Source organism: Lonepinella sp. BR2357 (assembly GCF_051851525.1).
GTDB lineage: Bacteria > Pseudomonadota > Gammaproteobacteria > Enterobacterales > Pasteurellaceae > Lonepinella.
On sequence record NZ_JBPDVG010000001.1, the window covers coordinates 196,457 to 217,329 of the forward strand.

The 20,873-nt window shown below is 41.5% G+C and carries 22 protein-coding genes; 12 read left to right on the forward strand and 10 right to left on the reverse strand.

The features are described from left to right. Positions 1 to 6 precede the first annotated feature (6 nt). The 12 genes from murD to ACTG7L_RS01000 all read left to right on the forward strand — a co-directional run bounded on the left by murD (position 7) and on the right by ACTG7L_RS01000 (position 12,556). A complete protein-coding gene (gene murD, locus ACTG7L_RS00945; RefSeq protein ID WP_439287117.1) occupies positions 7 to 1,323 on the forward strand; it encodes a UDP-N-acetylmuramoyl-L-alanine--D-glutamate ligase in 1,317 nt (438 codons plus the stop codon). 8 nt (positions 1,324 to 1,331) lie between these two features. After that, complete coding sequence (ftsW, locus tag ACTG7L_RS00950; protein WP_439241342.1) at positions 1,332 to 2,522, forward strand: putative lipid II flippase FtsW; 1,191 nt, start codon at positions 1,332 to 1,334, stop codon at positions 2,520 to 2,522. 34 nt (positions 2,523 to 2,556) lie between these two features. After that, positions 2,557 to 3,639 carry an undecaprenyldiphospho-muramoylpentapeptide beta-N-acetylglucosaminyltransferase gene (gene murG / locus ACTG7L_RS00955; protein WP_439287118.1) on the forward strand — a complete coding sequence of 361 codons (1,083 nt, stop codon included), beginning with the start codon at positions 2,557 to 2,559 and terminating at the stop codon, positions 3,637 to 3,639. Between the two features lie 94 nt (positions 3,640 to 3,733). Next, positions 3,734 to 5,161, forward strand: a complete 1,428-nt coding sequence (murC, locus tag ACTG7L_RS00960; RefSeq protein WP_439287119.1) for a UDP-N-acetylmuramate--L-alanine ligase — start codon at positions 3,734 to 3,736, stop codon at positions 5,159 to 5,161. Positions 5,162 to 5,190: 29 nt separating this feature from the next. After that, on the forward strand, positions 5,191 to 6,153 hold the full coding sequence (locus ACTG7L_RS00965; protein WP_439287120.1) for a D-alanine--D-alanine ligase: 963 nt from the start codon (positions 5,191 to 5,193) through the stop codon (positions 6,151 to 6,153). A gap of 18 nt (positions 6,154 to 6,171) precedes the next feature. Next, a complete protein-coding gene (locus tag ACTG7L_RS00970; protein ID WP_439287121.1) occupies positions 6,172 to 6,945 on the forward strand; it encodes a cell division protein FtsQ/DivIB in 774 nt (257 codons plus the stop codon). Between the two features lie 17 nt (positions 6,946 to 6,962). Next, positions 6,963 to 8,255 (forward strand): cell division protein FtsA, encoded by a 1,293-nt coding sequence (ftsA, locus tag ACTG7L_RS00975; RefSeq protein ID WP_439287122.1) that lies wholly within the window; start codon positions 6,963 to 6,965, stop codon positions 8,253 to 8,255. Between the two features lie 91 nt (positions 8,256 to 8,346). Then, on the forward strand, positions 8,347 to 9,549 hold the full coding sequence (gene ftsZ / locus ACTG7L_RS00980) for a cell division protein FtsZ (RefSeq protein WP_439287168.1): 1,203 nt from the start codon (positions 8,347 to 8,349) through the stop codon (positions 9,547 to 9,549). Between the two features lie 40 nt (positions 9,550 to 9,589). Further along, the gene (lpxC, locus tag ACTG7L_RS00985; protein WP_439287123.1) at positions 9,590 to 10,507 is read left to right on the forward strand and encodes a UDP-3-O-acyl-N-acetylglucosamine deacetylase; all 918 of its coding nucleotides are present in this window, start codon (positions 9,590 to 9,592) and stop codon (positions 10,505 to 10,507) included. A 149-nt stretch (positions 10,508 to 10,656) separates the two neighbouring features. After that, on the forward strand, positions 10,657 to 11,814 hold the full coding sequence (gene pheA / locus ACTG7L_RS00990) for a prephenate dehydratase (RefSeq protein WP_439287124.1): 1,158 nt from the start codon (positions 10,657 to 10,659) through the stop codon (positions 11,812 to 11,814). A 175-nt stretch (positions 11,815 to 11,989) separates the two neighbouring features. Then, positions 11,990 to 12,268: a hypothetical protein gene (locus ACTG7L_RS00995; RefSeq protein WP_439287125.1), complete on the forward strand. Its 279-nt coding sequence runs from the start codon at positions 11,990 to 11,992 to the stop codon at positions 12,266 to 12,268. 15 nt (positions 12,269 to 12,283) lie between these two features. Next, on the forward strand, positions 12,284 to 12,556 hold the full coding sequence (locus ACTG7L_RS01000) for an NGK_0946 family protein (protein WP_439256604.1): 273 nt from the start codon (positions 12,284 to 12,286) through the stop codon (positions 12,554 to 12,556). 74 nt (positions 12,557 to 12,630) lie between these two features. On the opposite strand, the gene rnb is transcribed toward ACTG7L_RS01000, so the two are convergent. From rnb to ACTG7L_RS01050, 10 genes are all read right to left on the reverse strand, one after another. Next, positions 12,631 to 14,613: an exoribonuclease II gene (gene rnb, locus ACTG7L_RS01005; protein WP_439287126.1), complete on the reverse strand. Its 1,983-nt coding sequence runs from the start codon at positions 14,611 to 14,613 to the stop codon at positions 12,631 to 12,633. A gap of 175 nt (positions 14,614 to 14,788) precedes the next feature. Then, on the reverse strand, positions 14,789 to 15,577 hold the full coding sequence (locus tag ACTG7L_RS01010) for an enoyl-ACP reductase FabI (protein WP_439287127.1): 789 nt from the start codon (positions 15,575 to 15,577) through the stop codon (positions 14,789 to 14,791). 82 nt (positions 15,578 to 15,659) lie between these two features. Continuing rightward, a complete protein-coding gene (locus ACTG7L_RS01015) occupies positions 15,660 to 15,929 on the reverse strand; it encodes a hypothetical protein (RefSeq protein ID WP_439287128.1) in 270 nt (89 codons plus the stop codon). Between the two features lie 11 nt (positions 15,930 to 15,940). Next, a complete protein-coding gene (locus ACTG7L_RS01020) occupies positions 15,941 to 16,333 on the reverse strand; it encodes a phage holin family protein (RefSeq protein ID WP_439287129.1) in 393 nt (130 codons plus the stop codon). A gap of 76 nt (positions 16,334 to 16,409) precedes the next feature. Continuing rightward, positions 16,410 to 16,721: a DUF883 family protein gene (locus ACTG7L_RS01025; protein WP_439287169.1), complete on the reverse strand. Its 312-nt coding sequence runs from the start codon at positions 16,719 to 16,721 to the stop codon at positions 16,410 to 16,412. A 135-nt stretch (positions 16,722 to 16,856) separates the two neighbouring features. Next, on the reverse strand, positions 16,857 to 17,501 hold the full coding sequence (locus ACTG7L_RS01030) for a histidine phosphatase family protein (protein WP_439287130.1): 645 nt from the start codon (positions 17,499 to 17,501) through the stop codon (positions 16,857 to 16,859). A 2-nt stretch (positions 17,502 to 17,503) separates the two neighbouring features. Then, the gene (locus tag ACTG7L_RS01035; RefSeq protein WP_439287131.1) at positions 17,504 to 18,274 is read right to left on the reverse strand and encodes a Nif3-like dinuclear metal center hexameric protein; all 771 of its coding nucleotides are present in this window, start codon (positions 18,272 to 18,274) and stop codon (positions 17,504 to 17,506) included. A 2-nt stretch (positions 18,275 to 18,276) separates the two neighbouring features. Next, positions 18,277 to 19,119, reverse strand: a complete 843-nt coding sequence (locus ACTG7L_RS01040; protein ID WP_439287170.1) for a metal ABC transporter permease — start codon at positions 19,117 to 19,119, stop codon at positions 18,277 to 18,279. A gap of 8 nt (positions 19,120 to 19,127) precedes the next feature. Further along, positions 19,128 to 19,982 (reverse strand): metal ABC transporter permease, encoded by an 855-nt coding sequence (locus tag ACTG7L_RS01045; protein WP_439287132.1) that lies wholly within the window; start codon positions 19,980 to 19,982, stop codon positions 19,128 to 19,130. Then, entirely contained in the window at positions 19,982 to 20,866 is an 885-nt protein-coding gene (locus ACTG7L_RS01050) for an ATP-binding cassette domain-containing protein (protein ID WP_439287133.1), read from the reverse strand. Before ACTG7L_RS01050 ends, ACTG7L_RS01045 begins: the two co-directional genes overlap by 1 nt. Between the last annotated feature and the right edge of the window lie 7 nt (positions 20,867 to 20,873).

Genomic DNA, 20,873 nt, shown 5'->3' on the forward strand with positions numbered 1-20,873 from the left:
GAAGAAATGAATAACCTATATAAAAACAAAAAAGTCGCCGTCATTGGCTTAGGCAAAACGGGTTTATCTTGTGTGAATTTTTTCGTCAAAAAACAAGCGAACGTGCGAGTTATTGACACAAGACCTTTACCGGCAGGCATCAATGAATTAGATGAAGATATTGATGTGCATACGGGATCGTTGAAACTGGATTGGTTATTAGACAGTGATTTAATTGTGATTAGCCCTGGGTTAGCGGTAAAAACTCCTGAAATTCAGACCGCACTTTCAGCCGGTGTCGAAGTGGTCGGGGATATTGAATTATTCTGCCGTGAAGCCAATAAACCGATTATTGCCATTACCGGTTCAAACGGTAAAAGTACCGTGACGACGCTGGTCGCCGAAATGGCAAAAGCGGATGGTTTGCGAGTTGGTATGGGCGGTAATATCGGTATTCCAGCCTTGTCCCTGTTAGAGGATGAATATGATCTTTATGTGTTGGAATTGTCCAGTTTCCAATTAGAAACCACGTACAGCCTAAAAGCGGCGGCAGCGACCGTGTTAAATGTCACCGAAGATCACATGAACCGTTATGTGGACTTAGAAGATTATCGCCAAGCAAAATTGAAGATTTATGTGAATGCGGAAACGGCGGTGATTAACGGCGAAGATCCGTTGACCAAACAAGACGGTCAGCAAAGTGCAAAACAGCAAGTCAGTTTTGCGGAACACCATGCGGATTATTGGCTAAAAACCGAAAACGGTAAACAATATTTAATGGCGGGTGATGACGTGATTTTGCCTTGTGATGAAGTGAAAATCAGTGGTCGTCATAATTATATGAATGCCTTGGCATCCATTGCGTTGGCGCGGGCGGTAGGCGTAAAAAATCAAGGAATTTGCACCGCACTTCGTACCTTTACTGGACTTGATCACCGTTTCCAATTAGCCCATTTTGCCAATGGTGTGCGTTGGATTAATGATAGTAAAGCGACCAATGTCGGTAGTACGGTGGCGGCGTTAACGGGATTACATTTACAAGGTAAATTGCATTTATTATTAGGCGGTGACGGCAAAGGGGCAGATTTTAGCGAGTTAGAAAAGCTGATCAATAAGCCAGAAATTCTATGTTATTGCTTTGGTCAAGACGGTGCCGAATTAGCTAAATTATCGGCGCAAAGTCAATTATTTGATACCATGGAACAAGCGATTCAGGCTTTACGCCCAACGCTTAAATCGGGTGATATGGTGTTATTATCCCCCGCTTGTGCGAGCTTGGATCAATTTAGCTCTTTTGAAAAACGTGGTGAAGTCTTTACCCATTTAGCACAACTGGCAGAATAGGATGACAGATGGGATTTTGGAATAATGTGAAACAGGGCTGCCAACGTTGGACCACAATTACGCCAGCCAATGCGCTTTATGACCGCACATTGCTGTGGTTATTTGTGATCTTGCTATTTATTGGTTTTATTATGGTGGCCTCAGCCTCCATTCCTGTTGGCTCGAAAAATGAATTAGATCCTTTTTATTATGCGAAACGTGATGCCATTTATATTTGTTTTTCTATTATCACGTGCTATATTTTTCTGCGTATTCCGATGGAAAAATGGGAAAAATACTATGTTTGGATTTTCCTGATTTCTTTACTTTTATTGGTTGCCGTGAGTATTCCTGGGATTGGAAAATCGGTCAATGGTGCTAGACGTTGGTTGCCTTTCCCATTGTTTAATTTTCAGCCAGCAGAATTTGCAAAATTAGCCTTGATTTGTTTTCTTGCTAGTTATTTTACCCGCCGTTATGATGAAGTACGTACTCGCAAATTGAGTGCCGTGAAACCGTTCTTAGTCGTCGGAGTGATGGGGGCATTTTTATTATTGCAACCCGATTTAGGTAGCACGGTCGTCTTATTTGTGATCACCTTTGGCTTGTTGTTTATTGTCGGGGCGCATTTTTTACAATTCCTCGGTCTTCTGGGGTTAGGCGGTGTGTTGTTTATCTGGTTAGTGTTAACCTCCTCTTACCGTTTAAAACGCTTTATCGGTTTTATGGATCCGTTTAAAGACCCGTATGGTGTGGGATTCCAATTATCCAATTCCTTAATGGCATTTGGCCGAGGTGAATTTTTTGGCGAGGGCTTGGGCAATTCTATTCAGAAATTAGAATATTTACCAGAGGCCCATACTGACTTTGTGTTGGCGATCATGGGTGAAGAATTTGGTTTCTTTGGTATTATGCTGATGGTCTTTTTATTAGCCGCATTAGTCTTCCGAGCCATGAAAATTGGTAAAGAATCCTTATTATTGGAACAACGTTTTAAAGGCTTTTTTGCTTTTGGCATTAGTTTTTGGATTTTCTTCCAAGGTTTTGTTAATTTAGGCATGGCGTTAGGGATGTTACCAACTAAAGGGTTAACCTTTCCATTGGTAAGCTATGGCGGATCGAGCGTGATTATTATGTCTATCAGTATTGCGATTTTATTACGGATAGACCACGAAAATAGGCTGATGTGCGGCGGTCATGCCCGATTACGAGATGATTAGACAATAAAAAATAATCAGGGATAAATTAGGTTATATGGAACAACAAAACGAAAAAAAACGATTATTGGTGATGGCCGGTGGTACGGGCGGTCATGTGTTTCCTGCCATTGCCGTGGCACAATATTTACAGCAACAAGGTTGGGAAATTTGTTGGTTAGGCACCGCTGACCGCATGGAGGCCCAACTTGTCCCGAAACATGGTATTCCGATTAAATTTATTCAAATTTCTGGTTTACGTGGTAAAGGTATCGGAGCGTTATTGAAAGCACCTTTTGCGATCACGAAAGCGGTATTACAAGCGAAAAAAATTATTCAGGATTATCAACCGCATGCCGTGTTAGGCATGGGCGGTTACGTGTCAGGTCCGGGTGGCATTGCGGCTAAACTTTGTGGTGTACCCGTGATTTTACATGAACAAAATGCCGTGGCTGGACTGACCAATAAATGGTTAGCGAAGATGGCGAAAGCCGTATTACAAGCCTTTCCAACCGCATTTCCTGATGCCGAAGTGGTCGGCAACCCTGTTCGTGCCGAGCTATTTCAAATGCCCTCACCGGAACAGCATTTTGTAGATCGTTGGAATGAACATGACGGCAAATTGCGTGTGTTAGTGGTCGGCGGTAGCCAAGGGGCGAGAGTGTTAAATCAAACGCTACCACAAGTGGTTACTCAGTTGGCGGATAAATTAGAGGTTCGTCATCAAGTGGGGGTAGGTTCGGTGGAAAATGTGACCGCACTTTATCCAGAAAATGTGCGAAGTGCGGTGAAAATTACGGAATTTATTGATAATATGGCAGAGGCCTATGCGTGGGCGGATTTGGTGATTTGTCGTTCAGGCGCCTTGACCGTGTGTGAATTAGCCGCAGTGGGTACGCCTGCTATTTTTGTGCCATTCCAACATAAGGATCGTCAACAATATTTAAATGCGAAATATTTAGCTGATGCAAATGCGGCTTATATTATTGAGCAAGTAGATTTGACAGCGGATAAATTAGTTGACTTAATCAATCAGTTAGATTTGCCTAAATTAAAAGAAATGGGTATTCAAGCCAAATCTAAAGCGACGCCGTTGTCTGCTCAGAGAGTAGCAGAAGTGATTATGCAAAATGCGAATTAGTTTACTCTCACCCTAGCCCTCTCCCAGAGGGAGAGGGGATGGCTCAGTGGATAATAATGAACAGCGTAAAAGTAGAATAAAAGCGAGAAAATAAATGACATTACGACAAGAAAAAATTAGACAAACGGTGCCAAGTATGCGGCGAGTAAAACAAATTCATTTTGTTGGCATTGGTGGCGCCGGTATGGGCGGTATTGCGGAAGTATTGTTAAATGAGGGCTATGCCGTCACGGGGTCGGATATTGCGGAAAGTGCGGTGACAAATCGGTTAGTTTCTTTAGGGGCAAAAATTTACTTTTCTCATCAAGCAGAAAATGTGCAAGATGCCAGCGTAGTGGTGGTATCTAGTGCGATTAAAGCGGATAATGTGGAAGTCGTGGCCGCACGTGAAAAACGAATCCCCGTGATTCAACGTGCGCAAATGTTAGCGGAAATTATGCGTTTCCGTCATGGTATTGCTATTGCCGGAACGCACGGAAAAACCACCACAACAGCCATGGTATCAATGATTTATACCCAAGCCGGATTAGACCCGACTTTCGTTAATGGTGGTTTGGTCAAATCTGCGGGAACCAATGCTTATTTGGGCGCCAGCCGTTATTTAATTGCCGAAGCCGATGAAAGTGATGCGTCATTCTTGCACTTGCAACCTATGGTATCGGTGGTGACCAATATTGAACCAGACCACATGGAAACTTACAACGGTGACTTTGAAGAAATGAAACGCACTTATGTGAATTTTTTACATAATTTGCCGTTTTATGGTTTATCGGTGATGTGTGCAGATGATTCGGTACTGATGGAATTGGTGCCACAAGTGGGGCGTCAAGTGATTACCTACGGTTTTAGTGAGAGTGCCGATTATCGTATTGAAAATTATGAACAAACGGGTTTCCAAGGCCATTATGATGTGATTACCCCAACGGGTGAGCGGATTAATGTATTGCTCAATGTGCCGGGAAAACATAATGCGTTAAATGCCACGGCCGCGTTAGCGGTAGCGAAAGAAGAAGGCATTAATAATGAGGCTATTTTAGCCGCATTGGCGGATTTCCAAGGAGCGGGACGTCGTTTTGACCAACTCGGTGAGTTTATTCGTCCGAATGGTAAAGTGATGTTAGTGGATGATTACGGTCATCACCCAACAGAAGTGGGTGTTACCATTCAAGCGGCTCGTTCGGGTTGGGAGAATAAACGGGTCGTGATGATTTTCCAACCGCACCGCTATTCTCGTACCCGTGATTTATTTGATGACTTTGTGCAAGTGTTGTCGCAAGTGGATGTGTTGGTATTGCTTGATGTGTATGCCGCCGGCGAACAACCGATTGCGGGAGCAGATAGTCGATCATTGGCGCGTTCCATTCGCAATTTAGGTAAAGTAGACCCGATTTTTGTGGCCGATCATAGCCAATTACCGGAAATCATGGATCAAATTATCCAAGACGGCGATTTAATTTTAGCTCAAGGGGCAGGCAATGTGAGTAAATTGTCACGCCAACTTGTGGAATTGTGGACAAAATAAGAAAAAGATAAAAGAAAAGGAAAAAGAAGATGATACCAGCACCACATGAAATCAGAATTGCAGTATTAATGGGCGGCACCTCTGCCGAACGTGATGTGTCGTTAAACTCAGGGGCTGCCGTATTACAAGCCTTACGTACGTTGGGCTATGATGCTCACCCTGTTGATCCGAAAACCGATGACGTGGCTAATTTAAAAAAACAGGGCTTTGCTTGTGCGTTCAATATTTTGCACGGTCGAGGCGGGGAAGATGGCGTGATTCAAGGCGTATTAGAACAAATTGGCTTGCGTTATACCGGTTGTGGCGTGATGACATCTGCTTTAACCATGGATAAAATGCGGACCAAAATGTTGTGGAAAGGTTTTGGCTTACCTATTGCGGAGATGGAAATTGTCACAAAAAACACCGCAGATTCGCTTAATCCACAAGCCGTGGTCGATCGTTTAGGCTTGCCATTAATGGTAAAACCATCCCGTGAGGGGTCTAGCGTGGGCTTAACCAAAGTGAAATCCGTGGCGGAATTAAAACCGGCGGTAGAATTGGCGTTGCAACATGATGATACGATTTTGATTGAAGAATGGTTAGCGGGGGACGAGTTGACCGTGCCGGTGTTAGATGGCGAAGTCTTACCAGCGGTGCAAATTATCCCAGACGGTGAGTTTTACGATTATAATGCCAAATATATTTCCGATAACACCCAATATATTTGTCCAATGCCAATGTCAGATGAACGTTGGCAAGAATTGCGTAGCTTAGTGAAGCGAGCTTATGACGCCGTGGGCTGTCAGGGTTGGAGCCGTATTGATGTGATGACTGATAGCCAAGGTAATTTCCGCTTGGTCGAAGTCAACACTACCCCCGGCATGACAAGCCATAGCTTATTCCCGAAATCAGCGGCGACCGTGGGGTATTCCTTTGATGATTTAGTGGGTAAAATTTTGCATACGGCGTTATGGGCGGATTTATCTCAAGATCCAATGGTGATGTATTAATTTGAATTGGAATCAAGTATGTCTGTGATTAAACGTAAACCACCACAAAAAACAGCAAAACTGCCAGAGTTTGGTCTGAAAAATTTTATTCAGATCAAACCAATCCTTTTGCTATTGTGTTTAGGTTTGCTATATTATACGTATACCCATTGGCAATCGTTATTAGAAAAATTAGATGATAAGCCAATCAGCGCCTTTGCCTTGTTGGGTTCACCACAGTATACGACCAATGAGGATGTGCGGGATAAAATTTTACAGCTCGGTGAGTTAAAAGGCTTTTTTGGCCAAGATGTTCATCTTGTGTGTGAACAAATTCAATCCTTGCCTTGGATTAAAGGGGCATTGGTGCGGAAAATTTGGCCAGATCGACTCAGTATTGTGGTGAGCGAATATACCCCTGTGGCATTTTGGAATGAAAATGAATTTCTGGCGAGTGACGGCACGGTATTTAGTCTGCCTTTTGATAAACTGAAAAATACCGATATGCCACGGCTATTTGGGTTAAATTACCAAAGTAGTGAAGTATTAGAGGCATGGAATAAAATCTATAAAGATTTAAAAGCCAAAAATTTAAATCTTAAAACCCTTGCCGTCAATGAACGTGGGGCATGGGAAGTGATATTGGATAACGATATTACCTTAAAATTAGGGCGTGGTGAGTGGAAAAATAAAATTGATCGTTTTGTGACAATTTATCCACAAATTGATGTGCCTGAGAATAAAAAAATTAATTATGTGGATTTAAGATATAATGTAGGGGCGGCAGTGAGTTTCACTGATGTGATTAAATAAATAGCGAAGTAAAGAAAATGGCAAAAATTGTAGAATCAAAAACCATTGTTGGATTAGAAGTTGGCACATCAAAAGTCGTCGCTGTGGTGGGTGAAGTGTTACCTGATGGCGTAATCAATGTGTTAGGTTATGGCAGTTGCCCCTCTAAAGGGATCGATAAAGGGAGCATTACGGATTTATCTGCCGTAGTGAAATCGATTCAGCGAGCGATTGATAGTGCAGAAGCCGTGGCGGATTGCGAGATTCATTCAGCCACCTTGGCGATTACTGGAAAACATATTCAAAGCCTCAATGACAGTGGTTTGGAACCGATTGCGAATAATGAAGTGACGCAAGAAGAAATTGATTCGGCCATGCACACAGCGAGTTCGGTTAAGTTACCCGAGGGCTTGTCCTTATTACATGTCATTCCGCAAGAATATGCCGTGGATCAACAACAAAATATAAAAAATCCACTTGGCTTGCAAGGAATGCGTTTGAAAGCGCAAGCTCACCTGATTGGTTGTCATCAGGCTTGGTTAAGCAATTTACAAAAAGCCGTTGAACAATGTGGTTTAAGCGTCGATCAAGTGGTTTTTTCTGGGTTGGCTTCAAGCTATTCCGTATTGACTGAAGATGAAAAAGATTTGGGCGTTTGCTTGGTGGATTTTGGCGCAGGCTCCATGGATATTATGGTGTATACCAATGGTGCATTGCGTTATAGCAAAGTGGTGCCTTATGGTGGTAATGATATTACAGATTTTGTCGCACAAAGCTTAACTACTTCACGTCACGAGGCAGAAAATATTAAAATTAACTACGGAAGTGCGGTCAATCCTAGCGAAGATTTAGCGGAACATTTTGCCAAGAAAAAGGTCGAAGTAGCAGGATTAGGCGGAACATCGGCTCGTACATTTACTAAAGCCCAAATTGTTGATGTGACTTCAAAATGCTATCGTGATTTACTGCTAGTGGTTAAAAATGAATTGGATAATTTACGTCAAGACCTTATTAAAAAAGAAGTCAAAGCGGATTTAATTGCTGGCGTTGTGTTAACGGGTGGAGGGGCCAATATGGATGATGTCGCAAAATGTGCCACCGACATTTTTGGTTTCCACGTCCGTGTTGGCTATCCATTAAATATTACCGGATTAACCGATTATGTGAATAAACCACAATATGCAACGGTGTTAGGTTTATTACAATATAGCCATCATAATGATGAAGACAGTCCCTCATTAATTGGGGGGTTGACCTCCGAAGACAGTGTTTTAGGTTCAATTTGGGGTGGGATGAAAAAAATTATCAAGAAAGTTGGCTCGGAGTTTTGATAATTCAGCCTTTTTCGGCTACAATAGGAAGAATTTTAGAATAGTTTATGTGCTATACCTCTTTTAGCACCCTCGGAGAATATAAATGGAAATGTATGCACCTGTACAATATGATTTTGATGATGAAGTCGGTCGCACGCTGATTAAAGTAGTCGGTGTGGGTGGCGGTGGCGGTAATGCTGTTAACCATATGGTAGATAGTTTACTCCGTAGTGGCGGTTCGCTTGTAGGCGAGGACTCCTTTGCCAGTGATGAACATGGTGAAATTATCTTCTATGCGGTGAATACGGATGCGCAAGCTTTACGTAAAAGTAAGGTTCAACAAACCGTACAAATTGGTGCAGAAACGACGCGTGGTTTAGGTGCTGGTGCTAATCCTAATGTAGGGCGCAAAGCGGCAGAAGATGATCAAGAGGCCATTCGTTCTATGCTTGAGGGGGCCGACATGGTATTTATTGCGGCCGGTATGGGCGGTGGGACAGGAACAGGTGCTGCTCCCATCGTTGCGCAAGTTGCCAAAGAATTAGGTATTCTCACAGTTGCCGTCGTTACAAAACCGTTCTCTTTTGAGGGTAAAAAACGCATGGCTTTTGCTGAACTCGGCATTAAAGAACTTTCTAAACATGTGGATTCTTTAATTAGTATTCCAAATGAAAAATTATTAAAAGTATTAGGTAAAAACACCACCTTGGTGCAAGCATTCTCTGCGGTCAACGATATTTTACGTAATGCTGTGACCGGTATTTCCGATATGATTACTTCTCCGGGCTTGATTAACGTGGACTTTGCTGACGTGCGTACCGTGATGTCAGAAATGGGCCGTGCCATGATGGGTTCAGGTATTGCCAAAGGTGCCTCCAGTGATGGTCGTGCAGAAAAAGCAGCGCAAGATGCGGTGGCCAGTCCTTTATTGGAAGATGTAGATTTATCGGGTGCGAAAGGGGTCTTAGTCAATATTACTGCGGGTCTTGATTTAGGCTTAGATGAATTTTATGCGGTGGGGGATATTATTCGTTCTTTCGCCTCAGATGAAGCCACGGTGGTGGTGGGAACCAGTTTAGTGCCTGAAATGTCCGATGAAATTCGAGTGACCATTGTGGCAACGGGGATTGGTGATACGGAAGAGCCTGTTGTCGTTGCAACACCACAAGCTGGACAAGTGCGACAACCAGTCGGATTACAAGAACCTCAGACCGGTTATCAAAAGCCTGTTGAACCAGCACGACCAGCACAGCCTGCTCAATTAAATAATGATTTATTTAAACCCGCATTTTTGTGTGGTAACAATAACTAAAACCAGATGTTAAACATCTAGGGAAAAGTTGAGAAAAACTATGATTAAACAAAGAACATTAAAACAAAGCATTAAAGTGACGGGTGTGGGATTACACAGCGGTAATAAAGTGACTTTGCATTTACGCCCTGCGGCGGTAAATACAGGAGTGATTTATTGCCGTACCGATCTGAATCCCCCAGTCAGTTTTCCCGCTGATGCAAAAGCGGTAAAAGATACCATGCTTTGTACGTGTTTAGTAAATGATCAAGGTGTGCGCATTTCCACCGTTGAACATCTTAATGCCGCATTGGCGGGATTGGGACTTGATAATGTGATTATTGAAGTGGACGCACCAGAAATTCCAATTATGGATGGCAGTGCCAGTCCGTTCATCTATTTATTATTAGACGCTGGCATTGAAGAACAAAATGCAGCGAAAAAATTTATTCGTGTGAAGAAAACAGTACGGGTAGAAGAGGGTGATAAATGGGCGGAAATCAAACCTTATCGTGGGTTCCATTTAGATTTCACCATTGATTTTAATCATCCAGCGATTCCGAAAAAATTAAGCCATTATCAACTGGATTTTTCTGCACAAAATTTTGTGCATCAAATTAGCCGAGCCAGAACCTTTGCCTTTATGAAAGATATTGAATATCTTCAATCGCAAGGTTTGGCTTTAGGCGGTAGCTTGGATAATGCCATTGTGCTAGATAATTACCGTGTATTAAACGAAGACGGCTTACGTTTTCAAGATGAATTAGTGCGTCATAAAATGTTGGACTCTATCGGTGATTTATATATGTGCGGTCACAACCTGATTGGGGCATTTAGTGCCTATAAATCTGGCCATGGTTTAAATAATAAATTATTACGTGCCTTATTAGATGATCAAGAGGCTTGGGAGTTTGTCACCTTTGAGGATAAACAAACAGTGCCGCAAGGTTATATGGCCACCCAGCAAGTGCTGATTTAATTCAGGTTATCAAAAAGCCATACTTTATAAGTATGGTTTTTTTGTCTCTATCATTTAGATTTTTGCAAAAAGTATCTTAGCCCTATGCTATAATCTGGTCTGTTGATATTCATCAGGCCCTTATTTTTATTACAGGATATTGTTATTTTATGGCACAAGATTTAGTGGAAATTCGCCAACAGATTACGCAAATTGACCGCAGTTTATTGAAATTATTATCAGAACGTCATCGTTTGGCCTTTGATGTGGTGCGGAGCAAAGAAATTACCCAAAAACCCTTACGTGATGAAGAACGTGAGCAAATCTTATTACAAGAATTAGTCAAATTTGCCGAAAGCCAAAATTATCAGTTGGAATCACAGTACATTATGCAAATTTTCCAACGAATTATTGAAGATTCGGTAGTAACACAACAGGTTTATTTACAGAAAAAACTCAACCAACAACGTGAGCAGAGTATTCATATTGCGTTTTTAGGCAAGCGTGGATCTTATTCCCATTTAGCCGCTCGCAATTATGCTACACGTTATCAAGAGCAGTTAGTCGAATTAAGTTGTAGCACCTTTGAACAGGTGTTTGACAAAGTCAAAGCAGGCGAGGCAGATCTCGGCGTATTGCCTTTAGAAAACACCACATCAGGATCCATTAATGATGTGTATGATTTATTACAACATACCGATCTTTCTTTGGTGGGCGAACTTGCTTATCCGATTAAACATTGTGTGTTGGTGAATGAACAGCAAGATCTTAGCCAAATTGACACGCTATATAGTCACCCGCAAGTGATACAACAATGCAGTCAATTTATTCGCAGTTTGGATCGTGTGCATATTGAATACTGTGAAAGTAGCTCGCATGCCATGGAATTAGTCGCCAGTTTGAATAAACCGAATATTGCTGCCTTGGGTAATGAAGATGGTGGTCATTTATATGGTTTACGGGTACTAAAAACGGATATTGCCAATCAACCCAATAATATCACCCGTTTTATTGTATTGGCGAAAGAACCGCTATCTGTTTCACCACAAATTGCCAGTAAAACCCTGTTATTAATGACTACCGGCCAACAAGCTGGGGCATTGGTGGACGCCTTGTATGTGTTTAAGAAACACCAAATTAACATGACCAAACTCGAGTCTCGCCCGATTTATGGTACACCGTGGGAAGAAATGTTTTATTTGGAAATTGAGGCCAATATTCATCATCCGAATACTCAGCAAGTGTTGGAAGAATTAAAACAATACAGCACCTTTTTAAAAGTATTGGGCTGTTATCCAAGTGAGATTGTGAAACCAGTTTCGGCCTAGATTTTCCCTCCTTTTTGCTTAGTTGAAAAAACTGTGGTGATTTTCACCGCAGTTTTTTTATATCTTCATCCTATCTTGATTAAAATTTTTCAAAAAAATATTTTTTTACTTGCTTGACATTATTTTTTTTTTTTTACAATAGGGAAGATTTAAGTTCAATCTAATAAGGAGTGTTATGAATAAGAAATGCGTTATAGTCAGCTTAGGATTATTGCTGTGTGGCTGTTCTTCCTTAAGCTCAATGTATTTACCTCAACAAACCGCTGAAAGTGACGCGGCAATTGCCCAGCGACGGGCAGAAATCCGCGCCATGGAGCAACAAGATTATAAAGATACACGTCAAAAACGTAAGGACAGTATTCAAGATCTTGGTGAAATGCAAATGAATGAGGCAAAAGCCATTAATAAGGCTTATGAAAATCGTAGTAAACAATCTATCCAAATTCTTTATTAACAAAAGGGACATTCTATGAAAAAAGTATTGGTATTAGTTAGTTCAATTACTTTATTAACGGCCTGTGCAGGGAGCGGTGAGATTAATGCCTCAAGAGGAGTGAATTCCTCTCGTGTAACACAAGCCGAAATAGATCAATATCACAAACAACGAGCGAATGAAGTAGAAGAAGCACAAGCTCAAGCCGCAAAAGCGCAGGGCTATTCGGAAACGATTCGCCAAGGTTCTTCTGCAGTACAATCTGCGGTGGGTGCGATTAATTCTATTCGTGGCGTATTTGGTTTTTAATGATTATCCTTTGATAGCCTCCGCCCCCTAAAAAACGGAAGTCTTTCCGATAACTTAGGAGGCGGATTTTTTATTTAGAGAATCAGTTCCCCGATCAAACTCCGTGTTTCCTCTTTCACTTCGTTTAATTGCATATTGACAATATCGCCAATTTTATAACGGCGTTCCCCGTTAATATATAACGCAATTTCATCAGAATTGACTTCCATTTCCTCTTTATTCGGGTGAATAGTCGAGGCCGGAATAAACACGCTTGCCCCATTTTCTAACAGTTGCACACGTAAACCGCCACGCATGACATCTTGCACTTCTGCCTCAAATTGTGGTTTTTGTGCTACTTTTTCATTAAGATAACGGCAATATAACCAATCGGCAATATCTCGTTCGACTAAGCGATTTTGACGGCGTGCTTCTTGTAGGCGTGCCAAAATTTCATCAGCGGGTTTTTGATAGTTGCCTTGTTTGGCTATCGCCGCTTTGATTAAACGGTGGTTGACCATGTCGGAATATTTACGAATCGGTGATGTCCATGTGGCGTAACCGCTTAACCCTAAGCCAAAGTGCGGTGCTAATTCGGCTTTAAATTCGGCAAAGGTTAAGAAACGGCGTAAGCGGAATTCGTAATAATCACCGTCAAAGGGTTCAATGTCGTGTCGCATTTGGCAATAGCCACTGAGCGTACTTAAATTTTCTGGTGAATAACGTTGTTCCAATTCCGCACGATTTTCATCATTGGCAAGATTTGCCAGCAAGAAATGATGGGCATTGGCAAGGAATTTCGTATCAAAGCCTTTATGCACATTGAAAATCCCTGTTTGAGTTTGTTCATCAAGATAATGTGCCGCACAAATATTGGCAATAATCATGGATTCTTCCACGATTTGATTGGCAATACGGCGGTGTTCAGCTTTAATTTCCAGAACATGACCATTATCGGCTAATACAAAGCTGTAATCAGGTTTTTCTTTAAATAATAAACCGTGCGTTTTACGCCATTGCATACGAGCCAACGCAAATTGGTGTAAATTGTTGACTTGTTCGGCGATTTGCGTGGTTTCAGGTTGCCACGCATTCGGCTGTTGTTCCAAATAATCGGACACCTTATTATAAGCCAGTTTTGCTTTAGATTGGACATAAGCAGAAACAAAATAAGGTTGATTGGTGATTTCGCCCTTAAGATCGGTTTCAATATAACAAACCAAGGCTGGGCGAGTTTCATTGGGCATTAATGAACAAAGATCGTCGGACAATTCACGTGGCAACATAGGAATGTTAAAGCCTGGTAAATAGTTAGTGAAACAGCGTTGTTTCGCATCTTTTTCAATTTGTGAATTGACATCAATATAGGCCGTTGGATCGGCAATAGCGACCACTAAACGCCAACCTGTTTGTGCATTATTTTGCTCGATCTTTTCGATATATAAGGCATCATCCATATCCTGCGTGCTTTCGCTGTCAATGGTGACAAAATGAAGTGCGGTTAAATCTTCACGAGTTTGTTGATCAAGCATTTCGTACTGATCTTGCCCTTGAACCGGATGTCGTGATTGTTGATGACGTGCCAACGTCACCCACCATGGCGCAAATTCATCTTCTGCACGGCAAATAAATTCACTGATCTGAGCAAATAAGAAACGATCATCACGTAATGGGTGGGTTTTAAGGGTTGCGACCACCCAGTCGCCTTCTTTTAATTCTTCTGGCACAGTTTTTAACTGAACGGCACCGATCGGCTGATTAATATTCGGGTGATCTACTAATACTTGTAATTTATTGTCTTTATTAAACCGCACTTTAGCAATAAATCGGGTGAGCATGGTTTCCACTAATTCTTCGGGAACCGCTTGCTTTTTGTCGCCCACTTCTTCGATCACGGCTTTAATTTTGTCGCCGTGTACGACTTTTTTCATCTCGGGTGGTGCGATAAAAAAGGTTTCTTTATCGGTTTCGAGAAAGCCATAGGCTTTATCCGTACCTTTTACCGTGCCTTCCACACGTACTTTGCTATCGTGAAGTTGTTGTTTGAGTTGGGAGAGTAGGGGGTTGTTTTGGAACATTTTTTTCTTCTTATAGATAAAAATCCTCTCACTTAGGGAGAGGATAACCTTTACAGCCTCTCCCTGTGGGAGAGGACGGAGAAAATTTCGTAGAAATTTTCGGGAGGTGAGGGTTGAATGATGCTGATTTACCCTCACCCTAGCCCTCTCCCAGAGGGAGAGGGGATTTGGTGAATTATTCTTCGCCTAATTCGCTCATAGCGGTGATACTAAAGCCAGCGTCAACATGCAAAATTTCGCCTGTGACACCAGAGGCTAAGTCAGAACATAAGAATGCGGCTGAATTACCCACATCATCAATGGTTACGGTACGACGTAATGCGGCCGTATTTTCGAAAGCGGATAACATTTTTTTGAAGTTCTTAATGCCTGATGCCGCAAGGGTACGGATTGGACCGGCGGAAATGGCGTTAACACGAATCCCTTGTTTACCTAAATCGGCTGCCATCACACGAGTTGCCGCTTCTAATGAGGCTTTGGCTAAACACATCACATTGTAGTTTGGAATAGCACGTTCTGCCCCTAAATAAGATAGGGTTAAAAGTGCGGCATTTTCAGTTAAGAACGGACGAGCGGCTTGTGCCATAGCGACAAAACTGTATGCACTAATATCATGTGCAATGCGATAACCATCACGAGTCGCTGCATTGACATAGTCACCGTCTAATTGATCACCTGGTGCGAATGCAATAGCATGCACAAAACCGTCAAATTTTTCCCATGTTTTGCTTAATTCAGCAAAGCAATGTTGAATACTTTCATCTGTGGCAACATCTAATGGCAGAACAATATTTGAACCAAATTCTTTGGCAAATTCTTCTACACGAGGTTGTAATTTATCGTTTAAATACGTGAATGCTAATTCAGCACCTTGTGCTTTCATGGCCTTAGCAATACCGTAAGCAATAGAACGATTGCTAGCAAGACCAGTGACTAAAATTCGTTTACCTGTTAAGAAACCCATTTTGAAATCCTATAATTGTTGATTAGTAAAAATTATGCTTAGTATAAGGCAAAAAGGCCATAACGCAAAGCTGACCTGAGAATTATTTATTTTTATTATTTAACAGATAAATGGCACCTAATCCTAAGGCGGAATAAGTTAATCCTTTTGCTGAAAGCAATTTTCGATTGAGCAAGGAAAGAAATAAAGCTCGCATTGCTGGTTGAGCAAGGGTTGAACTGACGTGCTTAATCTGTGCTAATGGGTAAGCAATGTGATGCTGAGTATGCTGACTTTGGGCTAATAATTTCATTCGTAGGGCATCACCTTTCAGGATAAGCAATTCTTTTTTTTCGGTTAAGTGATCTTTCATATACCCTCCGATTATTCCGTGCGATTGGCTAATTGTTTTAATGCGACAATATCTAATTTGACTTCTTCCATTGTGCGTTGCATAAAACCGCGTTGTTTTTTTAAGGCGTTTAATATCATAAACATGCACAACAACACCAACAATAGTGCGATACCGCTGATACTCATAAAGGCGATTAAACGTTGGCTAGGATCATCAAAATAAGCGTTGACGGCAAATAACCCACTCATTAATGCAATAAACAGAAATACAATGAGTAACAGGGCTGAAATTAATACGGCAACCAATTGTTGCGTATGTTGATGGAGTTCTATCCGTGCCATTTCTAAGCGAACCTGAGCTAATTCAAGGGTCGTTATTAGCATATTTTTTACGCCAGTTTTGATATTTTGAATTGTCTGCATAGGATGTCCTTAGAACATGAAATTAAAGGGAGTTGCCTGTCGCCAAGCAACTCTGCTGAATCAGTACAATGCGTGATTATTTTTTGCTAATTAACACACCCAATAATAAACCGATTACACCAGCCACCCCGACAGCTTTATAAGGATTGTCTTGAACCAAGGAATCGGTTTGTTTCACCACTTGTTTTGCACTGGCCACGACATCTTCTTGTAAGCCAGCAAATTTTTCTTTGACATCACCCACACGAGAATTTAATTTCTCTTTTAATTTTTTCAATTCTGCTTCGCCAGATTTACTTTTTTCATCAAATAAATCTTCTGCGTTAGTTAGAATGTCACGAATTTCATCTAATAATTCTTCACGTTTTTTATCGAATTGACTCATTATATTCTCCTTATTTATGCGATTGTATGTTGTTGTTTTATTTACCTAGTGATTACTGAATGAATGACTAGGTGCTTTTATAATAAACATATTTTTTCTCGGATGTCAAATTCCGCTCAAAACTAATCGTATGATTTATCAACTGTTTTGGCGTATAGAATAGTATGATGATGAAAGTAAACGCTGAATTTGCCAAGATTGTTTTTCTGTTAAATTCAACCGCCAAATAGCCGTATTCGGCATTGGTAAGTGCGGTTGAAATTGACGGAATTTTCGCATATCTTCGCTCGTGTTAGCTGAAAAGCCTAACAGTCGCCAAACTAACAAGGCGATCCAAATACCGTGTGTAAAACACAAACTTTGATCGGGTAATGTCTTGGCTTTATGCAGAAAATGCTCAATACGTTGATTAAATTCGGCAAAACTATCTGTATTTTCACCGCACTTTTCTAAGGGATTAGCTCGTTGCCAGTAGGCTTGGCTAATGGGGCGACGTTGTTCGCCATTGAGTCCGTCAATTAAGCTCAAAGGCAAGTAAGAAAATTCGTTCAGTTCGGGTAGAATTTGTGCGGTTAATTGATAATGTTGTAAATAGGGTTGTGCTGTTTGTTGTGTGCGTACAAATTCAGAAGTAAACACATGCTGGCTCGGTGGTAAATGTGGAATGATCCCCTGAGCTTGTCTTTGTCCCTGTTCGCTTAATGGAATGTCTTTATCGGGTAAACTTTTGGCTCCTGAATTGGCAAGACTTTCCGCATGACGAATTAAATAAATGGTTTTCATGATTAAGCTGGATTATCAATATCCACAAATTCTACATCCAAACCATATTCAGACGCTAACCATTCGCCTAAGGCTTGGATTCCACAACGTTCCGTGGCGTGATGTCCGCAAGCGAAATAATGAATGCCTTGTTCTCTTGCAGAATGGGTGGTTTGTTCGGAAATCTCACCGCTGATAAAGGCATCACAGCCTTGTGCGTAAGCCAAATCAATGTAACCTTGACCGCCACCCGTACAAATACCGATTTTTTGGATAAAGTGCGGTGCATTTGGGTTAAATTTTTCCACATCACAGGTGATCGGTTTTTTACCTAATACTTTAGCAATGCGTTGTTGAAAATCTTGCACAGAAACTGGTTCACTCAACATGCCCCACATTGGAATACTGGTTGAACCTTGTTCTAACGGTTGTAAATTGTCAATGCCGAGCGATTTAGCTAATAAGGCGTTATTGCCCAATTCAGGATGAATATCTAACGGCAAGTGATAGCCATATAAATTGATGTCATTGACTAATAAGCGTTTAATTCGTTCGCCTTTCATGCCCCGAATACAAGGATTTTCGCTTTTCCAAAAATAGCCATGATGCACCAAAATGGCATCCGCTTGTTGTTGAATGGCATAATCAATTAAGGCAAGGCTAGCGGTGACGCCTGTGATGATTTTTTTGATTTCCGCCTTGCCTTCCACTTGTAATCCATTAGGGGCATAGTCATTAATGGCTTGTGCATTTAATTTTTGGTTAATCCGTTGTTCTAATTGAATATTATTCATTTTTACACCGCACTTTTTACAGGATGAATAGAGGATATTTTAAATTTTGAATACAGCAATGCGAAGATAAACAGCACCGCTTGTAACAGAATGATACAAGGACCAATATCCGCATTGAGATGAAAGCTAATGAGCGTCCCTAAGAAACTCGACAACACAGAACTCACCATGGCAATGGCAATCATATAATCAAATTTTTTGGTCAGCATAAAAGCAGTGATGCCCGGTGATATTAACATGGCAACCACCAAAATAACCCCCACCACTTGCATAGTTTCTACAATGGTCAGGGCTAACAGGGCAAGTAAGCCATAGTGTAAGATCCTTGGGGATAAGCCAGCCACTCGAGCGTGACTTGGGTCAAAACAGAACAGTAAAAAATCACGGCGTTTTAATAACATGGTGAAGAAAATCAACACTGAAATGACTAAAATTTGCAGAAAGTCGTTTAGCCCCACGCCGAGTAAATTACCAAATAACACATGAGTTAAGTGCTGATCGCTTTCCACTTTGACAAACAACACCAAGCCAAAGGCAAACATGCCTGAAAACACAATGCCCATCACGGTGTCCTCTTTGATTCGGCTATTTTCTTTTAAATAACCAATGGCTAAGGAACAAAATAAGCCAGACAGAAAGGCACCCAACATCAAAGGGAGACCACACACATAAGCCAGCACGATACCGGGTAACACCGCATGGGAAATGGCATCTCCCATTAATGACCAGCCTTTTAATACCAAATAGCAGGATAACACCGCACACACAATCGCCACCACCACGGCTGTGGCTAATGCCATTTGCATAAATGGATAAGAAAGCGGTTCAATAAACCAATTCATCAAGGTTTCCATTAGCGATTCTCCCCAGTGATGAGCGGTTTATTTCGCATAAACAGGCCATATTTAGGCGAGAAAAAGAACGCCAACAAAAATAATAAGGTTTGTAAGCAGATGATTAATCCACCGGTGGCACCGTCTAGGAAATAGCTGACATACGCCCCAATAATGCTGGTGCTAATGCCTAAACATACCGCAATAATAATCAGTTTATGGAATTTATCGGTGAGCAAATAGGCGGTTGCCCCCGGTGTCACCACCATGGCAATGACTAAAATTGCCCCCACGGTTTGCAATGCCGCCACAATACAGGCACTTAACAAACTGAAAAATAACACTTTATAACGATAAGGGGATAACCCGACCGAAATGGCTTGAATTTCATCAAAGAACACCAGCAATAAATTTTTCCAAAAGAGTAAAAGCAACAGGGTGGCCACACTGATAATGATCGCAATTTGCACCACATCTTCATCAGAAATGCCCAAAATATTGCCGAGTACAATGCTTTGTACATCCACAGCGGTTGGATTTAACGACACAATTAACAATCCAATGGCAAAAAAAGTGGTAAAAATAAAGCCAATAATGGCATCTTCTTTGAGTTTGGTCATGGATTTGACCCAAAGAATCGAAAGTGCGGCTAAAATGCCAGAAAAAAATGCACCAACGGAATAAGGCAAAGCGAGTGAATAGGCAATGGCCACACCGGGGACAACGGAATGCGAAAGGGCATCACCAATCAATGACCAGCCTTTTAGCATTAAATAAGCGGATAAAAACGCACAAATTCCCCCCACGCCAGCACTGACCCAAATGGCTTTGACCATATAATTGTAATGAAAGGGTTCAAGTAAAATGTCTAACATTATGGCTGTTCCTGTACATCTTTTTTGCGGATAGGGGCAGGTGGATCGATTTTGGTTTGCCCATAGAACACCGCAGGGCGTTCATCATCAGTTAATACCGTGACGGCACGTTCATCTTCATCATCATGCAAATCTCGATTGGCCAATTTAACATGGCGTAAAACCCCACCAAATAATTTCTCTAAATTATGTTGGTTAAAGGTGCTTTCGGTGGAACCAGCGGCAATCACCGTACGATTAATCATCACCACTTGATCACAAAAATCTGGCACAGATCCTAAATTGTGGGTCGAAACTAAAATTAAATGCCCTTCTTGACGCAGTTGACCGAGTAAATCCACAATAGCATTTTCGGTTTTTACATCCACGCCGGTAAAGGGTTCATCAAGCAAAATCACTTTACTTTGTTGCGCTAACGCACGAGCCAAGAATACACGTTTTTTTTGACCGCCGGAAAGTTCACCAATTTGGCGATCTGCTAAATGTTGAATATCTACACGCTCCATGGCTTGTTGGACTTTTTGCTTATCAAGTGTGGTAGGAATTCGCAGAAAATTCATATAACCATAACGCCCTTGCATTACCACGTCATACACAGACACAGGAAATTGCCAGTCCACATCTTCACTTTGTGGCACATAGGAAATCAGGTTTTGTTTCAGGGCCTTTTCCACCGGCAAATGGCAAAGCTGAATATTGCCTTGTTGATAGCGGATCAAGCCCATAATACTTTTAAATAAGGTTGATTTACCGCCACCATTGACACCAAGCAAGGCACAGATCGTGCCACCCTCCAAGGAAAAAGACACATCTTGAATGGCAAGATGCCCATTGTTATAACGCACAGTTACATTATCAACGTGAATGGCGGCGGTAATAGACATGATTGTT

Coding starts and splice junctions, on each gene's coding strand:
- ACTG7L_RS00965 (WP_439287120.1), top strand. CDS start 5,191: ATGATACCAGCACCACATGAAATCAGAATTGCAGTATTAATGGGCGGC.
- ftsW (WP_439241342.1), top strand. CDS start 1,332: ATGGGATTTTGGAATAATGTGAAACAGGGCTGCCAACGTTGGACCACA.
- ACTG7L_RS01000 (WP_439256604.1), top strand. CDS start 12,284: ATGAAAAAAGTATTGGTATTAGTTAGTTCAATTACTTTATTAACGGCC.
- ACTG7L_RS01015 (WP_439287128.1), bottom strand. CDS start 15,929: ATGAAAGATCACTTAACCGAAAAAAAAGAATTGCTTATCCTGAAAGGT.
- murC (WP_439287119.1), top strand. CDS start 3,734: ATGACATTACGACAAGAAAAAATTAGACAAACGGTGCCAAGTATGCGG.
- ACTG7L_RS01050 (WP_439287133.1), bottom strand. CDS start 20,866: ATGTCTATTACCGCCGCCATTCACGTTGATAATGTAACTGTGCGTTAT.
- ACTG7L_RS01045 (WP_439287132.1), bottom strand. CDS start 19,982: ATGTTAGACATTTTACTTGAACCCTTTCATTACAATTATATGGTCAAA.
- lpxC (WP_439287123.1), top strand. CDS start 9,590: ATGATTAAACAAAGAACATTAAAACAAAGCATTAAAGTGACGGGTGTG.
- ACTG7L_RS01020 (WP_439287129.1), bottom strand. CDS start 16,333: ATGCAGACAATTCAAAATATCAAAACTGGCGTAAAAAATATGCTAATA.
- ftsA (WP_439287122.1), top strand. CDS start 6,963: ATGGCAAAAATTGTAGAATCAAAAACCATTGTTGGATTAGAAGTTGGC.
- ftsZ (WP_439287168.1), top strand. CDS start 8,347: ATGTATGCACCTGTACAATATGATTTTGATGATGAAGTCGGTCGCACG.
- ACTG7L_RS01030 (WP_439287130.1), bottom strand. CDS start 17,501: ATGAAAACCATTTATTTAATTCGTCATGCGGAAAGTCTTGCCAATTCA.
- ACTG7L_RS01010 (WP_439287127.1), bottom strand. CDS start 15,577: ATGGGTTTCTTAACAGGTAAACGAATTTTAGTCACTGGTCTTGCTAGC.
- ACTG7L_RS01035 (WP_439287131.1), bottom strand. CDS start 18,274: ATGAATAATATTCAATTAGAACAACGGATTAACCAAAAATTAAATGCA.
- murG (WP_439287118.1), top strand. CDS start 2,557: ATGGAACAACAAAACGAAAAAAAACGATTATTGGTGATGGCCGGTGGT.
- murD (WP_439287117.1), top strand. CDS start 7: ATGAATAACCTATATAAAAACAAAAAAGTCGCCGTCATTGGCTTAGGC.
- ACTG7L_RS00995 (WP_439287125.1), top strand. CDS start 11,990: ATGAATAAGAAATGCGTTATAGTCAGCTTAGGATTATTGCTGTGTGGC.
- rnb (WP_439287126.1), bottom strand. CDS start 14,613: ATGTTCCAAAACAACCCCCTACTCTCCCAACTCAAACAACAACTTCAC.
- ACTG7L_RS00970 (WP_439287121.1), top strand. CDS start 6,172: ATGTCTGTGATTAAACGTAAACCACCACAAAAAACAGCAAAACTGCCA.
- pheA (WP_439287124.1), top strand. CDS start 10,657: ATGGCACAAGATTTAGTGGAAATTCGCCAACAGATTACGCAAATTGAC.